Raw genomic sequence first — 17,613 nt, forward strand, 5'->3', positions numbered from 1 at the left:
CATGATACGTCCTGCTGGCCGAGCCGAACCGTTCCGGAAATTCCGCGCATTCTTGCACGCGCCAAATTGGCCAGCAATTTCGCAGGCTTGAAATGACTGGCGCAAACTGAAGCACCTTGGATATTAGCAAGGCATCGGCGCGGCGGCAATTTCCGCGCGCCCGGCAGGGAAAGAATTGCTGGCTAAGCCTGGGCTAGACGACCTTGTTCCGATTGGCGAGGATGATGTCTGCCGCCTTCATCGCGATCATCGCCGTCGGGGTATTGGTGTTCCCCGAAACGATGAGGGGCATGACGGACGCGTCTACGAGACGAAGTCCATCCAACCCGAGGAAACGAAGGGAGGCGTCGACGACGGCCTCGCTGTCCGCGGCCTTGCCCATCCTGGCTGTCCCAACGGGATGGAAAATCGTCGTTCCTATGTCGCCTGCTGCCTTGGCGAGAGCTTCAGCACCATCTCCGACCGAGGGTCCTGGCAGGTATTCCTCCGGATGAAGAGAGCGCAGCGCGTCCTGTTTCATCAGGCGGCGCGTGACCCGGATTGCATCGGCGGCCACCTGACGATCTTCGTCAGTGCTCAGATAGTTGGGTTTTATGGACGGAGCCTTCGCTGGATCGGATGACGTGATTCTGATGGTGCCGCGCGACGTCGGTCGCAAATTGCATGCCGCCACGGTGATCGCCGAGAAACGATGCAGCGGGTCGCCGAACTTGTCCAGCGACAGCGGCTGCACGTGGAATTCTATGTTGGCGCGCGCTTGCGTTGGATCCGAACGGGTGAAGATACCGAGCTGGGACGGCGCCATGGTCAGCGCCCCCCGCCTACGGATGGCGTAATCAAGCCCCATCAATGCCTTCTGGAACACCGAATGGTAGGTGTCGTTGAGCGTTCGCGCCCCGTGCACCTTGTATATCGCCCGCTGCTGAAGATGGTCCTGCAGGTTCTGCCCGACGCCTGAACGATCGAGGATACAGTCGACGCCGGCCTCTTGCAGCCACTTGCCAGGCCCGATGCCAGACCGGTGCAGGATCTGCACAGAACCGATTGCTCCGGCGCTTAGGATGGTCTCGCCACGCGCGCGGGCCAGTTGATGCGATCCGTCGCTGCGGCGAAAGTGGACACCAACCACGCGCTTGTCTTTCACCACCAGCCGGTCGACGAGGACGTCGGTGACAAGCTCCAGGTTGGCCCTGCCCAATGCCGGTTTGAGAAAGCCCCTTGCGGACGACCAGCGGCGGCCTCGTTTCTGGTTGACGTGGAAATAGCCGGCGCCTTCATTGTCACCTGTGTTGAAGTCGTCGGATCTCGGTATGCCCATTTCGATCGCTGCGTCGCGCACGGCGTCGAGAATTGGCCATGAGAGCCGAGGCGCTTCCACGCGCCAGCCTCCGCCTGCACCGTGATGCGGTCCGCTTCCCAGAAAGTGGTCTTCGAGCCGTCGAAACACGGGAAGCACATCGCTCCAACCCCAGCCGGGCAGACCGAGATCCCGCCATGTGTCGTAGTCGGCGGCCTGTCCGCGCATGGCGATCATTGCGTTGATCGACGACGAGCCGCCAATAACCTTTCCGCGCGGATAGGCGAGCGCCCGACCATTCAGGCCAGGCTCGGCTTCGGTGCGAAACATCCAGTCCGATTTTGGGTTGCCTATTGCAAAGAGATAACCGACCGGTATGTGAAACCAGATCCAGTTGTCCCGCCCGCCGGCCTCGATAAGGAGGACCCGGTTCGATGGATCTTCCGAAAGCCGGTTTGCCAGGATGCACCCGGCGGTCCCTGCCCCGACGATGATATAGTCGTAAGCGTCCAGCATCCCGACCTCCCCAGTGTTCCACCAAATGCTTGGTTGGGGTGATATTGCCCCAGGCCATGCCCGTAAGTCGGTTCAGGCCTACTTCGGATGCAGTTCGATCGCCATCCAGATGCAGTCCTGGTCCGTCCAGCCCCGGTGCCAGGGATAGGTGTAGGTGCGACGCCCGGTCACTCTCACGATGGGGTCGTGGGTGTCGCCCGGCGCGGTTGAAAGCTCGCGATACAACTCGGTCCCCGCATGGTCCTTGAAAATCTGTATCCGGCCCAGACCATAGATTTGCGTGTGGATCTCCAGGAAAGCATGCGTGTTGTGGATAACCGCGTCGGTCCGCGCAGGCGCCCACCACAGATTGAGCTGGATATCGTACCGTTCCGTCTCTTCGAGGGGTTCGGGATGGTTGGAGAACCGCCACGGATTGAGCGTCACCTCGCCAACGACGTCGTGCTTGGAGATGTAGAGGGGCGTGGTGCGTGGAAACTCCTCCATGCGGTTCCCGAACCAATCCCAGCCGTCGAACATGACGCCGCCCAGGTTGACCGAATCCGGAACGTCGACGATTGACACGCGTTCAGCACGGGTGATCTTTCCGCCCCTCATGATCGTCGACTTCCACGGCGGAATAACACCGGGCACGTCGCCGCCAATGATCATTGCCTCGTTGGAAAGGTTGGTCACCACGCCATGAGCGGTGTGATCGCGCACGTCTTCGACAAGCTGCGCCCGGATATATTTTCCGTCAAAGGACAGTGGACGGCAGCGATTTTCTTCGTTCATTTCCTACTCCGAAAAGACAAATGGTCGCGAGAGCCGCGTCCGTGGGCTTTAGAGGCGAAACCTCCAACGCCCTTGGTACGCCGATCGCTAAAAATGCGCAGGCGGTTTCTCTGCCAGTGGCATACCTGTGAGAACATTGGATTTTCGCAACACTGAGGGAGGCCTGAGCCAATCACAATTTCGCATTGTTTCAATACTTGGCGCAAGTTGACGCATCGCTTCGGCATTATCGACGACGCCGCAGTAAGCCACTCCGATAAGGCCGCGCCGGGGCGTCATGAAGCTATCGCGCCGCGCACCCGAAACGCCGTTGCGCGGCCATCGCCGAAAACACGTATTCACCACGCCAAACTGCGTCAAAAATGATCGCCTTGCGAAATTGCAGCACTCTTCTGTATCGGGAATTCTCCGCTGCAAAGCAGCTAGGCCGTATCTGATCTCCCTAGCCGGAAGGTAGGCAATGACGTTCCAAGCCAAGGACGCCCTGATATTCAACACGACCGCCGCCAAGCACGCGACGCTGGCCGTTGAGATCGACGTCGCTCGTTTTGCCGGCTTTGCCGGGATCGAGACCACTGCTGCCAAGATCCACGGTTACCTCGATGCCGACCACTCCGTTTCCGATATCAAAGCGGCCTTGAGCGGCCTGCCAGTCTATGGGGTCGGCACGGTTCTGAACATCGAGCGCCATGGCGACGATACTCAGTCGTTGATCTCTGACGCTCGCGCCGTTTTCGAACTCGCAAGCTGCGTCGGTGCGAAGGGTGTGCAGGTTATCACCGGTCCCTTGGACCATCTTGAGGTTGCACGCTTCCGGGAAGACAAGCCGAAAGCGGGATACCGGGGCGTTCTCGACTACAGGCAGGAAGAGCGCATCGAAATCACCGCCAAAAATCTGAAGATGCTGGCCGAGATCGCGCAAGAGTTCGAGTTGCTCGTCTATCTCGAGGCCTTGGCATGGGGACCGGTCAATTCGTTGGCGGACCAGGTCACGCTGTTACGGAAGGCAAACCGGGACAACCTCAAAATGGTTGTGGATTATTGGCATTGCTATGCATCGGGAGACCATCCTGAGGATCTCGCCGTGATCGATGGCAATCTGATCTATGGAGTCCATGTTTGCGACTCCTTGCCGCTTTCCGGCGGTGTTCCCAACGAATCTATCCTGCGCGACATCCCGACCGGCGAGGGCGTTCTCGACCTCAAGGCCTGGACCGACGCGGTCAAGGCCACCGGGTATACGGGCTGGTGGTGCTCCGAAACGTTCTGCCGGAAAGTCCAGCAGGAGAACAGCTACGACGTGGCCAGCCAGATGAAGGCGCAACTCACCAGTCTTGTATCGGGCTGCTGAACCGCTATAGGCCAGCAAGCCAACCTCGCTGGTGCCCCCTGCCCCGCCAGAGGCCCAGTAGCAGGCGCCGGCAATCCGCTACAGTCTCCGCCGTTGGAGCAAGCGGTCCATACTCCAGGCAGACAAAGCCGCCATAGCCTTGGGCAGCGAGCCAGTCCAGGCGCTTCCTGATGTCGATTTGCCCGGCTCCTGGTTCATTGCGCCCCGGATGATCAGCTACGTGGAGGTGGAAGACACGGTCGATCCTGTTGCCGATGACCTCTCCGGTTTTTTCACCCATCACCGCGGAATGGTAGAGATCGTAGACAATTCCAACCTCCGGCACGCCTGTCGCGACGCTCACTTCCATAGCTGACACTTGCAATGCACGTTCGATGAGGTTCAGGTCCTTGTTCGTCCAAGTAAGTCCAGAATTCGACGGCCCCCAGACCACGCTGCCGCGCCAACTTTATCCGATCTATGAAACTTGTCGTCTCGGCGGCAAAGAGCCACTCTATGCATGCGGATAATTTCATCATTGGCTAAAGTTCCAGCGCTGTAGGGCAAGGCGGTCGATCGGGCAGAAGGCGCGTGGATACCTGGCTCCCAGTCAAGTCATCCGCCGGTCAGCGAACGGCACCCCCAAGAACAAAGCCCGCTCGGAAGCTGCGGGACATCAAAAGGTAGAGGATGACAACCGGCAGCGAATAGAGAATGGAAAACGCGGCGACTGCGCCATAGTTGATGGCCACTGAGTTCATGAATCCGTACATCCGGACTGGCCCAGGCTGTTCGGCCGCCCGAGTGATCAGCACGAGAGGAATGAGGAAATTTCCCCACGCGTTGACGAAGCCAAAGATTGCCGCCGACGCGATGCCAGGCATGGTCAGCGGAATCACGATCCGTCGAAGGATCTTCCAGATACTTGCCTTCTCTATAGAGGCCGCCTCCTCCAAATCCAGCGGAATCGCATCAATCGCGTTCTTGATAAGATATATTTCGAACGGCAACGCCGTAACGCCGAGCAGGATGGCTGTGGGAAGGATCGAGAGCCAACCGACATAGGTGAACATCTTGTAGATCGGTACGATAAGGATCGAGATGGGGACACCCGAGAGGAAGAGAATCGCCAGCAGGATCGGCCCCTTCCACGGGATATGCTGGCGTGAGAAGGAATACGCGGCCATGAAAGCCGCAACCGTTGCGACGATGGTGGCGATCAGCGACAAGATCAGGCTGTTGAGCAGCGCCCTCGTATAGTCCGGCTGCAGTGCAAGCGCATAATTGTGCATTGTGAAGACTGGAAGCTTGAGCTGCCAGGAAGCGCTGGAATCGACAGATGCGGCAAACAGCCAGAGCATGGGCAGGAGGAAGAAGGCGCCGATGACCAGCAAGGTAACGTTGCTGATCACCTTGGTGAGGCTCCAATGATTGACGCGGAGCGGTTCCGTTGAAGGGAACGGAGGGATCGGGTCTTGATACGCGTTGGTGGGCATGTTGGCTACCTGATCTCCAGACATTGATCAGACTGAAACGGATTTCGGCGAACGACGCCGGGTCTGCGCCAGCCAAACATAGGCGACGCCAAGGACACCGGATATCAGGACGATGACGTCACCCAACAGGGCTGCGTAGCCCAGCTTCTTGAACGTGAAGCCCTGCAAGTAGGAATACACCGGCAAGATGTTGGAATCCCCGCTCGGACCACCCTGTGTCATCAGATAGATGAGCGTGAAGTTGCCGAAGGAAAGCAGCGTCATCAGCAGCGCCGAAGTCAGGATCGTGGGCTTGAGGATGGGCAGCGTCAGGCGCGTGAGGCGCTGGAACGCATTGGCGTCCTCGAGTTTCGCCGCCTCGAGCATTTCCTGGGGAACGTTGCGCAGCGCGGCTGAAAAGATGATCGTGGCCAATCCCGCGAGCGACCAAGCGTTGGCCAAGGACACCACAAGCATGGCGTGATCATAGAGCACATCGGCATGGGGATACCCGAACAATACGGGGAATACGCCGCCCTGTGTCGTGGCGGCATACCAAATGATGGCGATCGCCGCTGGTGGGAGGGTCCAGGCGACGATCGCCAGGCTGCTCACGACCATGCGAACGGACGTGAGAGCGCTTTGCAGGGCCAAGGCTATTACCAAGCCCAATACGGTTGTTCCGACCGCGCCGGAACCCACGACGAAAACGAGCGTCAGCCAAATCGACCGATAGAAAACCTGATCGGAAAGAAGGAAGTAGACGTTTTGCAGGCCCGTGAAGCGAAAGTGGATCGCGTTCGGGCCGATCAATTGGAGGTTGGTGAATCCCAGATACACGGAGTAGCCGACCGGATAGATGAAAAGGCCAATCAGCAAGGCCGCTGCGGGAAACAGAAGCAGCAGGCTGGAGGGATTGAAGCGCGGTTTGTCCAGCCGCGCTCCCTTCTCGGCAATGACAGCCTCCAAGGTCATTGTTATCGGGGTCCTGACGAGTTCGACCATGAAGCCTCTCCCAATGCGGGCTGTGAGGACGGTTATTTGCGGACTTCGACTTTGTCGTCGCCGAGCTGGCCGGCGACATAGGTCTTCATGCCGTCAACCGCCTGATCGATAGTAGTCTCAGGATGCAGGACAAGGGTTTCAGTTGCCTGCGCAATTGCAAAGGACCACACCTTGTATCCCGCATTGGAAGGGGCGCTTCTCGCCACGGGCAGAAGATCGGCGAAGCCCTTTTGCGTCGACGGGGCGAAGTCAAGATAGGCCTTTTCGGAGATGTAGGCGGGGTTGGGCGGAACGAGCCCACCATAATTGCCGACCTCCAGGGAAAGGTCCTTCTGGAACATGAAGTTCAGAAGCTTCCAAGCTTCATCCGGATGCGCGGAGGCCTTCGCCATTACCATGCTCCAACCAGAAAAAGCAGTCGCGATACCGGGTGCCTGCCCCTCGGATGTTGGAAGCGGCGCGATGCCGATTTCCTTCTCGCCCTCGGGCCAGCACGGACCGCAAATCACATTGTTCCAGATTTGCGGAACGTAGTTTCCGCCGAGCGTTATACCGATTTGATGCTTGGGCAAGAACGGCGCAACGATGCCAGGCCCGTTGGCGTTCAGGATCTGAGACGCAGGCGCAAGCAACCCTTCCGCCGAGGCAGTGCGATAGAAGTCGAGGACCTCGCGAATGCCTTTGCCGTCGACGACCCACTTGTCGTCCTTTTCATTGTAGAACTCCGGATCGCTGGATCCAAACATGAAATTGAGAGCCCCCAGGACGACGCCTTGTGTGCCTTGGGCCGTGCCTGTGAGCACCCAGAGCGGCCAGACGTTCGGGTCGGACTTTTTGATCGCCCGGGCGGCGTCCAGGAGGTCTTTCCAGGTCTTGGGCTTCCAATCGGCCGGAAGACCGGCCTTGGCGAAGATGGTCTTGTCGTACAGCAAGGCGTTGGTGTTGACGCCCTGGCTGACGCCGTAGACCTTACCGCCGACGGTCCCTTCCTTCTTGACGGGCTCTACAAACGGAGGCCACCAGTCGGTCTTGGCGAGTTGATCGTCAAGCGCAGCAAGAAGGTCCGAGGCCACCCATTGGCCAATCTCGGGCGCCGGAACCTCGGCCAGATCGGGAACTTGATCCGCATTCGAATACATCAGGCTGAGCTTGGTCAAAAAATCGTCGTAGCCGCCTTGGATCGGAACCAACTCGAGCTTGGTGTCAGGGTTCGCTTTCTCGAAGCCGTCCTTGACCTCACCAAACCACTTCTTGGCCAGATCCGGGCTGCTCATGAAATAGTCGGCGCTGTAGGCGACCCTTAGCGTGATCGCATCCGCCCAGGCGAGCGTCGTGCCGGCACTGAGAGCCGTCGTGAACGCCAAGGCGAGCAGAGCCCTGCGCTGCATGTCTGGATTGATTATGTTGCCGATTTTCATTTTTTTCTCCTCTGGTTTGGTATTGTTCTTTTTTGATTTTGACTGGTTTACGCGACCTGGTGCTCCAGGGTCCGGGCCGGTTCGGTGCGTAAGGTGTTTCCCGATACAGGCTCGAAGAAATGCAGATCGTTTGGATCGAAGACGAGATCCGCCTGCTGGCCGAGGCGAATGTCGGCGAAACTGGGAAATCGGGCGTTCACTTCGACGCCGTTTACATCGACGAGAACGAACGTCTCCGACCCAGTCGTCTCGATCGCGCGAACCGTTCCGACAATGTGTTCGCGACAGCGCGAGGGGGCATCTTTCGTCCAATGGAGGTCGTCTGGCCGGATACCCAACTCGACCCGGGAAGGCAGGCTGGTCGACGTGAAAAAACGATCGGCCTGCACGGAAAACACCGACCCCAGGCATTGGATCCGCCCCATGGCGCCTTCGCGGGTCAGTTCGGCGGGCAGGATGTTCATGCGCGGCGAGCCGATGAACGTGCCGACGAACTTGTTTGCGGGATTCCGGTAGAGCTCTGCTGGGGTGTCGACCTGAAGGATTCTGCCTCGATCGAAGACAGCGATGCGGTGGCCCATCGTCATCGCCTCGACCTGATCATGCGTGACATAGACTGTGGTTACACCCAGCCTTCGCTGAAGATCGGATATCTCGGCGCGCATATGCGTGCGCAGGCCGGCATCAAGGTTGGAGAGGGGTTCATCGAGAAGGAAGATACGCGGCTCACGGATCAGCGCGCGGCCAAGTGCAACGCGCTGCCGTTGTCCGCCCGAAAGTTCTGACGGCTTACGTTCGAGAAGTCCGTTCAGACCGACGAGGCTGGCGACCTTCTCAACGCGACCGTCGAGATCGGATCGTTTCTCCTTGCGAACCTCCGGGCCAAACGACAGGTTGCCGCGGACGCTCATATGCGGATACAGCGCGTAGCTCTGGAAGACCATGGCTATGTCGCGTTTGCCAGGCGGTGTGAGGGTAATATCCTCGCCATCGATGCGGATGCAGCCGTAGGTTGGCATTTCAAGACCGGCAAGCATCCGCAACGTTGTGGTCTTGCCGCAACCTGAGGGGCCAACAAAGACGATGAATTCTCCGTCTCTGATTTTCAAATCAAGGTCGGGTATCGCCACAAAATTGTTGAATACTTTCCAAATGCCTTCGAGTGATACGCTGGCCATCTTTTCAGGTCCCGCCAATTTCTCAGTTAAGTATAGGATTTTCGATGCATAGTTTTGTCACGCCAACTGCATGAAACCGCCTAGATGGCAAGAAACCCTTGCACGGCGCTGCGAAGCTTTCGCTCGCAGCAGCGTTCTCCTCATGACCCCAATCGATGGCCGCTTGTGGACCATCACTTTTTATTAGGATGAACCTACTCCAACGTTGCGTCACCACAATTTCGCAAACATTCGATATCTGACGCAAACTGACGCAATTTCGCGAATGTCCGCTTTTCTCGGAGCAGCCCAACCGATATAGCGCGATTGGCATCAACTACGCTGTCGGGACCACGCCTGCCGGCCGATCATAGACATTGGACTTGCCATGAAAGAGTATGACGTCATCGTTGTCGGCAGCGGCGTTGGAGGCGCCATCACCGCGCGTCGCCTGGCAGAGAAAGGCGCGCGCGTGCTTGTCGTTGAGCGCGGCGACTTTGTACCTCGCGAGCCAGAGAACTGGAGCGTCCGGTCGGTCTTCTTCGAGAAGAAATACAAGGCGAAAGACAGCTGGCTAGACGGGCATGGCAACAGCTTCGATCCCGGCATGTTCTACAATGTCGGCGGGTCCACCAAATTCTATGGCGGCGCGATGTTTCGCCTGCGGGAGCGGGATTTCGAGGATCTCGCGCACAAACGCGGCGTCTCTCCGGCATGGCCATATCGCTACGCCGATCTCGCGCCCTATTATGACAAGGCCGAGCGAATTTTCGGCGTCCACGGGGATGACCGCCTCGACAAATCGGCTCCGTGGCGCGGCACACCCTTCCCATACGGACCGGTGAACTCGGAACCAATCGTCGAGAAGATGGCGGAGCGCTTTCGAAGACATGGCCTCTCGCCTTCCGCTCTGCCACTAGCCGTCAATGCGCCGCCGGCGGGCACATGTATCCTGTGCCGGACCTGTGATGGCTTTCCTTGCCAGATCGCACAGAAGAACGACGCGGAAACCTGTGGCGTGGAACCTGCGCTGGCAACCGGCCGAATGGATTTGATGACACATGCCTTTGCGCGTCGGCTTTTGACCACGGCCGATGGCAAGCGCATCACGGCGGTCGAGGTCGATCACGCCGGCACGGTGAAGCAGCTATCGGCGCCCCTCTTTGTTGTCTCCTGCAACGCCGTGAACAGCGCGGCATTGCTTCTGCGTTCAGCCGACACCGGCGCTCCCGAGGGCGTGGCGAACAGCTCCGATGTGGTCGGACGGCACTATATGGTGCACAATCAGACCGCGCTGATGGGATTGTCGCACCGGGTGAATTCCACGGTCTTCCAAAAGACCCTGGCGATCAACGACTGGTATTTTGGCGACGACGCCTTTCGCTGGCCAATGGGTCAGATGCAGATGCTGGGCAAGCTGCAGGGAGGCATGCTGACCGCCAATGTGCCTTATCTGCCGGGCTTCCTCGGCAATCGGCTGGCCAGACATGGCATGGACTGGATCGGCCTCTCCGAAGATCTCCCGGATCCCAACAATCGTGTCACCCTGGAGGGCGGACGCATCATGCTTTCCGTGACACTGAACAATATGGATGGCCACATCGAACTCGTGCGCCGCATGAAACAGGCGCTGCGAAAGGCAGGATACCCCATCGTCATCACAAAATCGCTGGTCGCGCACGCGACAGGTCACCAGTGCGGGACGGTTAGGATGGGTAACGATCCCGCGACGTCGGCGCTGGATTCCTTCTGCCGTGCCTGGGATCAGCAGAATCTTTTCGTTATCGATGCTTCGTTCTTGCCGTCTTCAGCGGCCGTCAACCCGGCCCTGACGATTGCCGCGCAGGCTTTGCGTGCCGCCGACCATATGCTGGCGAGCGATCTGGCATGACGTGCGCCCGCCAGCGCTCGAGAGCGAAACGGCGATATCGATCAGGGCCGCGGGAGCATTTCGTCGCTGCCGAGAAACTGCCTGACCTCGACCGGAATCGACGTATCGTTTTCCTCGAGTGTGGTCACCCGTTTCAGGTGTTCCTTTCGCAGCATGCCGGGCGCACGGAAATGCATCGCCACCTTGGTGGCGTAGGGTGGGCGCAGCATCGTGGCTGCGATTCCCGAGGTGATTCCGAACATGAAGTTCTTCGCGCTTCGTTGAACCGGCGCATAGATTCCAAACGTCATCTCATTCTTCTGGCCGACTTCGAAATCGATAGAGAATATTCGCCCGTCCAATGGAATCGTGAAGCCATGATATTTGAAGACATAGTCCGCCTTGGATGGTCGATCGAAGCTCGGAAAACGCTCCACATAGTAATGTTGAAGAAAATCTCGATTTCGATAAATACAATACGCAGACCGTAGGATCTTTCCCTTGTAGATGCTCGAATATTGATATCGATCATATATTCCTATGAACCCCTCCGATGCAGATCGCTGGTGAAGAAGCCCTGTCTCAAGAAAGCCGCTAAACCTTGCCGCATGGCGAAGAGCCTCCAGCGCATGGAAGTAATTTCCCTCGATAAGCATTCTGAATTCCTCATGCTCAACGAAGAAAACATCCGGGCTTATCCCAAAATATTTCGCAATTAGCCGTCGGTTTTGCACGGACGGGATATGCAATCCCGACATATATTTGTTAAACTGCTGCCGGTTTATTTTCATTTTACGGCAAATATCAGAGATAGAGCCGCTTCGCTCGCACAAATATCTCAGATTGGCAGCAAATTTCTCTGCCGAAAGAGCCGTATCCTCATGAATCGTCATCGGTCTATTGCTGCTCGTCGCGAAAGGTCACTGAACGGGTATGCGTCAGTTTGCGCCAAGTATCAAGGCCCTGCGAAATTGTGACCATGTTGGGGCTGTCGCAATCTCGGAACGGTCGGCGTGCGGGCGCCCGAATTGTGCGACGAGCCGCAAGGCAGAGGCGGATGCGAATGATAAGACATATCAAGACGGCGGAGACGCAGTCCTCCAACTTCAAGGACGACGCTCTCACCAAGACTGTTCAGGGTCTCCTTGAGGAAGTGGAAATGGGCGGAGACGCGGCGGTTCGCAAGCTTGCCGTGCGTTTCGATGGCGTGGATCGGCAAAGCTACAGGCTTACCAAGGCCGAGATCGAAACTTGCCTGAACAGTGTATCCAGACAAGAACGGGACGACATCGAGTTCGCGCAAACGCAAGTGCGCAACTTCGCTGAAGCCCAGAAGGCCGCCTTGACCAACATCGAGGTCGAAACACTGCCGGGCGTCATACTAGGCCATCGCAATATTCCCGTGCGGAGCGTCGGCTGTTATGTGCCCGTCGGCAAATACCCGTTGCTCGCCTCGGCACACATGTCGGTTCTGACCGCCAGGGTGGCGGGCTGCGAGCGCGTCATCACCTGCGCTCCGCCCTTCAAGGGCAAGCCGGCCCCACTGATCGTCGCGGCGCAGCATCTGGCCGGAGCTGACGAGATCTATGTCCTTGGCGGCGTGCAGGCGGTCGCCGCAATGGCGTTCGGCACGGAGACCATCGAATCGGTCGACATGCTGGCCGGTCCCGGCAATGCTTATGTCGCTGAGGCGAAGCGTCTGCTCTTCGGACGCGTCGGCATCGACCTTTTCGCGGGTCCCACCGAGGTCTTGGTGTTGGCCGATGATACCGTCGATGGGGAACTGGTCGCGACCGACCTGCTCGGGCAAGCAGAGCACGGCACAAATTCGCCCGTCATCCTAGTGACCAACTCCGAAAAGCTCGCCACGAACACCCTGGCTGAAATCGAGCGCCTGCTCAGGATCCTGCCGACAGCCGAAACCGCAGGGGTCGCGTGGCGCAACCACGGTGAGATTGTCCTTTGCGATACACACGAAGAGATGCTCGCGGAGGCCGACCGCATAGCCTCGGAGCATGTCCAGGTCATGACAACGCACGACGATTGGTTTCTCGACAATATGAGGAATTATGGCGCATTGTTCCTCGGCGCCCGCACGACCGTTGCCTATGGCGACAAGGTCATCGGCACCAACCACACACTGCCAACGATGCGAGCGGCGCGCTATACTGGCGGCCTGTGGGTCGGCAAGTTCATGAAAACCTGCACCTACCAGAGAATCCTGACCGATCAGGCGTCGGCGATGATCGGAGAGTACGCCTCGCGCCTGTGCGTCATGGAAGGATTTGCCGGCCACGCCGAGCAAGCCAACGTTCGCGTGCGGCGCTATGGTCACCGAAACATCGAATACGCCACTGCCGCGCAGCCGCTGGCCGCGCGCAAGCAAATGGAGGAAACCAATGAAGCACGATAAAAACGTGAAAGGCGAAGTCGTCGCGCAGGAAATGACCGGCGGGCAGATCATCGTCGATCATCTGATCCGTGAAGGCGTCACCCATGCCTTCGGCATCCCCGGACACGGCGATACGGCCCTCATCGACGCCTTCGTCGATCGCAAGGACGAGATCCAGCTTCTGCCTGCCATGCATGAGCAGAATGCCTCCCATATGGCGGATGGGTTCTACCGCTCTTCCGGCAGGGTCGCCGCTGTAGTGACGTCCATCGGCCCTGGCGCCACCAACACATTGACCGGCATTGCCACCGCATTCGCGGATTCCCTGCCCCAGCTTGTCATCACCGGCGGCGTTCACACCTACATGATGGGACGCGGCGTGCTTCAGGAAGTGGACAGGCCGCATTCCGACAATTTCCCTCGCATGGCAGAGCCCGTGGTGAAGCGCTGGTTCAATCCGAGTCATGTCGAGCAAATCCCCAACATGATGGAGCAAGCATTCAACGCCATGCTCGAGGGGCGCAAGGGCCCGGTTCTGTTCAATGTGCCGCAGGATGTCCAGGCTGAATTTGCCACGGTCACAATGAACGACGGCAAGAAGCGCCGTACCGCGGCGCGCGCCTTCGGCGATCCCGAATACATCGCCCGCGCCGTGGAACTGCTGCTTGCGGCGGAGCGCCCCGTGCTTCTGGCCGGCGGCGGCGTCATCCAGGCGGAAGCAACGGACGAGTTGAGCGCCATCGCCGAGTTTCTCGGCGCTCCCGTCACCACCTCCTTCATGGGCAAGGGCGCCTTCCCTGAAGACCACGAACTGTTTGCATGCGCCTGCGGCGATCTGGGGTCGATCCCCGGCAATGCGATGACGCGTTCGGCGGATGTGCTGCTCGCCATCGGCTGCCGTTTCTCCGACCGCATCACCTCGTCCTACAAGCAAGGCATCACCTTCGACATTCCCAAGACCAGGCTGATCCAGGTGGACCTCGACGGCTTCGAGATCGGCAAGAACTATCCCGTGGAAGTCGGCATCCTGGGCGACGCCAAGGCCGTGCTTGGGGCCATCCTGGTTGAGCTCGAGGCGAAGGGACAAAGGCGTGACTACAAGTCTAGCGCGCAGTTCAAGGAACTGGAGCAGCGCAAGGTGGAGTGGGAGGAATTTCTTCGTCCTCTGCGCACCGCCAACGTCCAGCCCATAACGGCTTCGCAGGTTCTGGTCGAGGCGCGGATGGCGCTGCCACGGGACACGATCGTCGTCACTGACTCTTCCAATCCGCAAAACCAGGTGTTCAACGAATTTCCTGTCTATGGCCCGCGCCAGCACATCACACCTGGTGGCATGTCGGGGATCGGCTTTGCCTTGCCCGCCGCCATCGGCGCCAAATTGGGCAAACCAGAAGTACCGGTCTGCGCCGTCTTCGGCGACGGCGCTTTCCTGCAGACGGGAACGGAGCTCGCAACCGCTGCGATGCTCGGTACGCCGGTGATCTTCCTCGTCATCAACAATGGCGGCTGGGGAGCAATCCGCAACCTTCAATTGAACATGTTCGGTGAAGACCGCGAGATCATCACCAACTTCAAGACACCGGACGGCTCGAAATGGATGGCCGACATTGCCGGCGTCGCAAAATCCCTCGGCTGCGAAGGCGAACGCGTGATTGATGCTTCTCAGATCGGCGCGGCTATTGAGCGGGCACTGGCGTCCGGCAAGCCATATGTCATTGACGCGATCTGCGCGATCGAACGGCCCCATTCCAACATGCATGTGACCGGCTGGTGGGACATTACGGTTCCAGCCTACCTGGGCGACCTGCGAGCCAAATACGTAGAGGGGCGCGGGTTCTGATCGATATCGGAGCCTGCCATTTACAATTGATTTCCTTCCAGATGGTGGATTTGGCCCATGACTGATAGCACGCGGCGAAATGTCAAAAGTGGCTACGGGCGCAGGCTTTTCTGGATCGCGGTGGCTGCGATCCTGTTTTCCCCGCTTTTCCCCGCAGCAATAAGAACCCTCGGCGAGCAAAGCGAATTGCGCGGTCGACTTGCGGAGTCGCAGGTCGCAGTGCTGAAGCACTTTGTCGGCGAACAATAGGTCTTACATGGCTGAGACAGGAATAGCAGCACCTCAAGAATGTGCCGCGGCGATAAGCGTGACCCGCGTTGAGGTTACTACGTCAGACGAACCCCTACCTTCCCTTGAGTTCTTCCTCACCTTGGCGGAGGCCGCTTCCCGCATCACTCTTCCCAAGTTTCGCACTCGCCTGGCCGCTGACGCAAAGGCCAAAGCCGGCGTAAAGTTCGACCCTGTGACCGACCGGACCGAGAGGCTGAATCGCAATTCGCGAAATCATCAGCTCGGCCTATCAGCACCACTCCATACTCGGGGAAGAGTTTGGCGCGACAGGAAATGGTCCCATTTAATGGGTCATAGATCACATAGATGGAACAAAGCCGTATCTGGGCGGCATCCCGCTGTGGGGAACACTCATCGGGATTGCAGTTGGCAGTCGCGCAGTGCGTGGAATAATGAGCCAGCCATATACGGGGGAGTTCTTCTGGGGCGATCAATCCGAGGCGTTCAGCGAAAGCTCACGCGGAAGATCAACGCTTCGCACCAGCAATGGTTCGGCTCTCTTCGACGCTATCTGCCACACCACGTCGCCCGAGCCGTTCACCCGGCGTGCAGATCGCCGCTTCGCAAAACTCTCTTCGACAGTCAAATTCGCCCGTTACGGCGGGAAATGCTACGCAGTGGCGATGTTGGCGGCCGGCCAGATTGCCTTGTGCGTTGAGCCATCAATGCAACCCTACGACATCGTGCCGCTCATCCCGATCATTGAGTCGGCTGGCGGTATCGTCACGCGGTTCGATGGCGGTAGTCCGGAGCGCGGCGGCAGCATACTGGCCTCAGCCGATCGGTCACTCCACGAAGCCGCCCTGCAAGTGCTCGATGAGAGCCGCTGATATGGCTCGCCACAGCTGCGGTGCGCCTGCCAACCTTTTGGCCACGGCTGCAGGATAAGGTGAGAATGGTTGAGCAAGCGGATACTTTGGATACCGGCAATTATTTTGACCGGTCGACCCGGATTGGCGGCCGGGAAAGGTGGGCGACTTACGTCGTTTTTCTCAGTACGGGGGCACTTATCGCTGGCTGGGCGCCCCTGATACCGTTTGCAAGATCTCACTTGGGCATCAACGAGGGCGAACTTGGCATCCTCTTGCTGTTTCTTGGCAGCGGCTCACTGATCGGAATGCCAGTGACTGGTATTCTGACTGCTCGCTTTGGCTGCCGTCCAATCATCATATGTGGGACATTCGTCACGGCTGCGACTTTACTGGTTCTGGCTGTAGGCACGAGTTTTCTGGGGATGGCGGCTGCCCTTGCGGTCTTCGGCGCCGCGATCGGGACGATCGACGTAGCGATGAACATCCAGGCCGTCATTGTCGAGAAGCGGATGCGGCTCTCCCTGATGTCGGGGTTCCACGCCTGTTACAGCATTGGAGGATTTATTGGCGCAGGTGGAACGAGCGCACTGCTCAAACTGGGATCGAGTCCGCTCCGGGCATCCCTGGCTTTGGGATTTCTGATGGTGGTGGCCGTGTCCTCGCAGGCAACGGGTATCCTCCCGGTCGCCAGCGACAGGGAGAAAACCACGCCGCTGTTTATCATCCCAACATCGTTGGTCCTGTTTATCGGGCTTTTCTCGGCGCTGGTGTTCATGGCCGAGGGAGCGGTGCTCGATTGGAGCGGCGTGTTCTTGCTGCAATATCGCCGCGCCGAGATATATGCGGCAGGCTACGGTTACGCCGCCTTTGCCGTGGCGATAACGGCAGGACGGCTTATGGGCGACCGCCTCGTCAATGCAGTGGGTGGTCGTTGTGTTGTCCTGGGAGGCGGACTGATTGCCGCTATAGGCTTTGTGGTGGCGCTGGCGCTTCCTTCGCAATTGTGTGCGTTGATTGGGTTCATGCTTGTTGGTTTCGGCGCCGCGAACATCATTCCGCTCCTGTTCAAGGCCGCCGGCAGACAGACATCGATGCCCGCCAACCTGGCTGTTGCCGCCGTCACCACGCTTGCCTATGGGGGCTACATGATCGGACCAGCTCTGATCGGGCTGGTCGCGCATCTCGTCGACCTGCGCGTTGCCTTTGCCATGCTGGCGGCGATCATGGTTTTTGTCGCCCTGGCAGGTCGTGGATACCTGCCTCGACAACGATGACGCGCAGTTCGCTGACCCCAAAAGGCGTCCGGCGGCCAACGCCGCGCGCCCGCGCGTTCTACTGCCCTTAAGTCGATCGACAGTGAACTAGACCTGTGATCACAGGAACTCAGGAACTCAATCCACGCCTCACTGATGGCGTGACCAACGCCACGCAGATTG

14 protein-coding genes and 1 pseudogene are annotated in these 17,613 nt (G+C 58.7%); 7 read left to right on the top strand and 8 right to left on the bottom strand.

The genetic code is table 11. From position 1 onward, the window contains the following. Positions 1-193: 193 nt before the first annotated feature. Together CK228_RS31420 and CK228_RS31425 are read right to left on the bottom strand one after the other, a co-directional pair. A complete protein-coding gene (locus CK228_RS31420) occupies positions 194-1,813 on the bottom strand; it encodes a GMC family oxidoreductase N-terminal domain-containing protein (RefSeq protein ID WP_095790359.1) in 1,620 nt (539 codons plus the stop codon). 78 nt (positions 1,814-1,891) lie between these two features. Continuing rightward, the gene (locus tag CK228_RS31425; RefSeq protein ID WP_095790360.1) at positions 1,892-2,587 is read right to left on the bottom strand and encodes a hypothetical protein; all 696 of its coding nucleotides are present in this window, start codon (positions 2,585-2,587) and stop codon (positions 1,892-1,894) included. Positions 2,588-3,047: 460 nt separating this feature from the next. Between CK228_RS31425 and CK228_RS31430 the strand changes: the two genes are divergently transcribed. After that, a complete protein-coding gene (locus CK228_RS31430) occupies positions 3,048-3,938 on the top strand; it encodes a sugar phosphate isomerase/epimerase family protein (protein WP_095790361.1) in 891 nt (296 codons plus the stop codon). Positions 3,939-3,942: 4 nt separating this feature from the next. On the opposite strand, the pseudogene CK228_RS36125 reads toward CK228_RS31430, so the two are convergent. The 5 genes and pseudogenes from CK228_RS36125 to CK228_RS31455 all read right to left on the bottom strand — a co-directional run bounded on the left by CK228_RS36125 (position 3,943) and on the right by CK228_RS31455 (position 8,993). After that, a pseudogene (locus tag CK228_RS36125) lies at positions 3,943-4,456 on the bottom strand (TIM barrel protein). A gap of 87 nt (positions 4,457-4,543) precedes the next feature. Further along, positions 4,544-5,413: a carbohydrate ABC transporter permease gene (locus CK228_RS31440; protein WP_095790362.1), complete on the bottom strand. Its 870-nt coding sequence runs from the start codon at positions 5,411-5,413 to the stop codon at positions 4,544-4,546. 27 nt (positions 5,414-5,440) lie between these two features. Next, positions 5,441-6,397 carry a sugar ABC transporter permease gene (locus CK228_RS31445; protein ID WP_095790363.1) on the bottom strand — a complete coding sequence of 319 codons (957 nt, stop codon included), beginning with the start codon at positions 6,395-6,397 and terminating at the stop codon, positions 5,441-5,443. Positions 6,398-6,429: 32 nt separating this feature from the next. Beyond that, positions 6,430-7,815 (bottom strand): sugar ABC transporter substrate-binding protein, encoded by a 1,386-nt coding sequence (locus CK228_RS31450; protein ID WP_095790364.1) that lies wholly within the window; start codon positions 7,813-7,815, stop codon positions 6,430-6,432. Between the two features lie 47 nt (positions 7,816-7,862). Continuing rightward, on the bottom strand, positions 7,863-8,993 hold the full coding sequence (locus tag CK228_RS31455; RefSeq protein ID WP_095790365.1) for an ABC transporter ATP-binding protein: 1,131 nt from the start codon (positions 8,991-8,993) through the stop codon (positions 7,863-7,865). Positions 8,994-9,360: 367 nt separating this feature from the next. Here CK228_RS31455 and CK228_RS31460 point away from each other — a divergent pair, with 367 nt between their 5' ends. Continuing rightward, the gene (locus CK228_RS31460; RefSeq protein WP_095790366.1) at positions 9,361-10,863 is read left to right on the top strand and encodes a GMC family oxidoreductase; all 1,503 of its coding nucleotides are present in this window, start codon (positions 9,361-9,363) and stop codon (positions 10,861-10,863) included. A 41-nt stretch (positions 10,864-10,904) separates the two neighbouring features. Here CK228_RS31460 and CK228_RS31465 read toward each other — a convergent pair whose 3' ends face one another. Further along, positions 10,905-11,735, bottom strand: a complete 831-nt coding sequence (locus CK228_RS31465) for a helix-turn-helix transcriptional regulator (RefSeq protein ID WP_095790367.1) — start codon at positions 11,733-11,735, stop codon at positions 10,905-10,907. A gap of 170 nt (positions 11,736-11,905) precedes the next feature. Between CK228_RS31465 and hisD the strand changes: the two genes are divergently transcribed. The 5 genes from hisD to CK228_RS31490 all read left to right on the top strand — a co-directional run bounded on the left by hisD (position 11,906) and on the right by CK228_RS31490 (position 17,451). Further along, a complete protein-coding gene (gene hisD, locus CK228_RS31470) occupies positions 11,906-13,255 on the top strand; it encodes a histidinol dehydrogenase (RefSeq protein ID WP_095790368.1) in 1,350 nt (449 codons plus the stop codon). Then, positions 13,242-15,074 carry a thiamine pyrophosphate-binding protein gene (locus CK228_RS31475; RefSeq protein WP_210202911.1) on the top strand — a complete coding sequence of 611 codons (1,833 nt, stop codon included), beginning with the start codon at positions 13,242-13,244 and terminating at the stop codon, positions 15,072-15,074. The genes hisD and CK228_RS31475 overlap by 14 nt, the downstream gene beginning before the upstream one ends. Before the next feature lie 57 nt (positions 15,075-15,131). Continuing rightward, a complete protein-coding gene (locus CK228_RS31480) occupies positions 15,132-15,323 on the top strand; it encodes a hypothetical protein (protein ID WP_095790369.1) in 192 nt (63 codons plus the stop codon). A gap of 380 nt (positions 15,324-15,703) precedes the next feature. Further along, entirely contained in the window at positions 15,704-16,195 is a 492-nt protein-coding gene (locus CK228_RS36130; RefSeq protein ID WP_245438160.1) for an inositol monophosphatase family protein, read from the top strand. 65 nt (positions 16,196-16,260) lie between these two features. Next, positions 16,261-17,451, top strand: a complete 1,191-nt coding sequence (locus CK228_RS31490) for an MFS transporter (protein ID WP_095790370.1) — start codon at positions 16,261-16,263, stop codon at positions 17,449-17,451. Positions 17,452-17,613: the final 162 nt, after the last annotated feature.

The sequence above is a fragment of the Mesorhizobium sp. WSM4312 genome (assembly GCF_002294875.1).
Classification (GTDB): domain Bacteria; phylum Pseudomonadota; class Alphaproteobacteria; order Rhizobiales; family Rhizobiaceae; genus Mesorhizobium.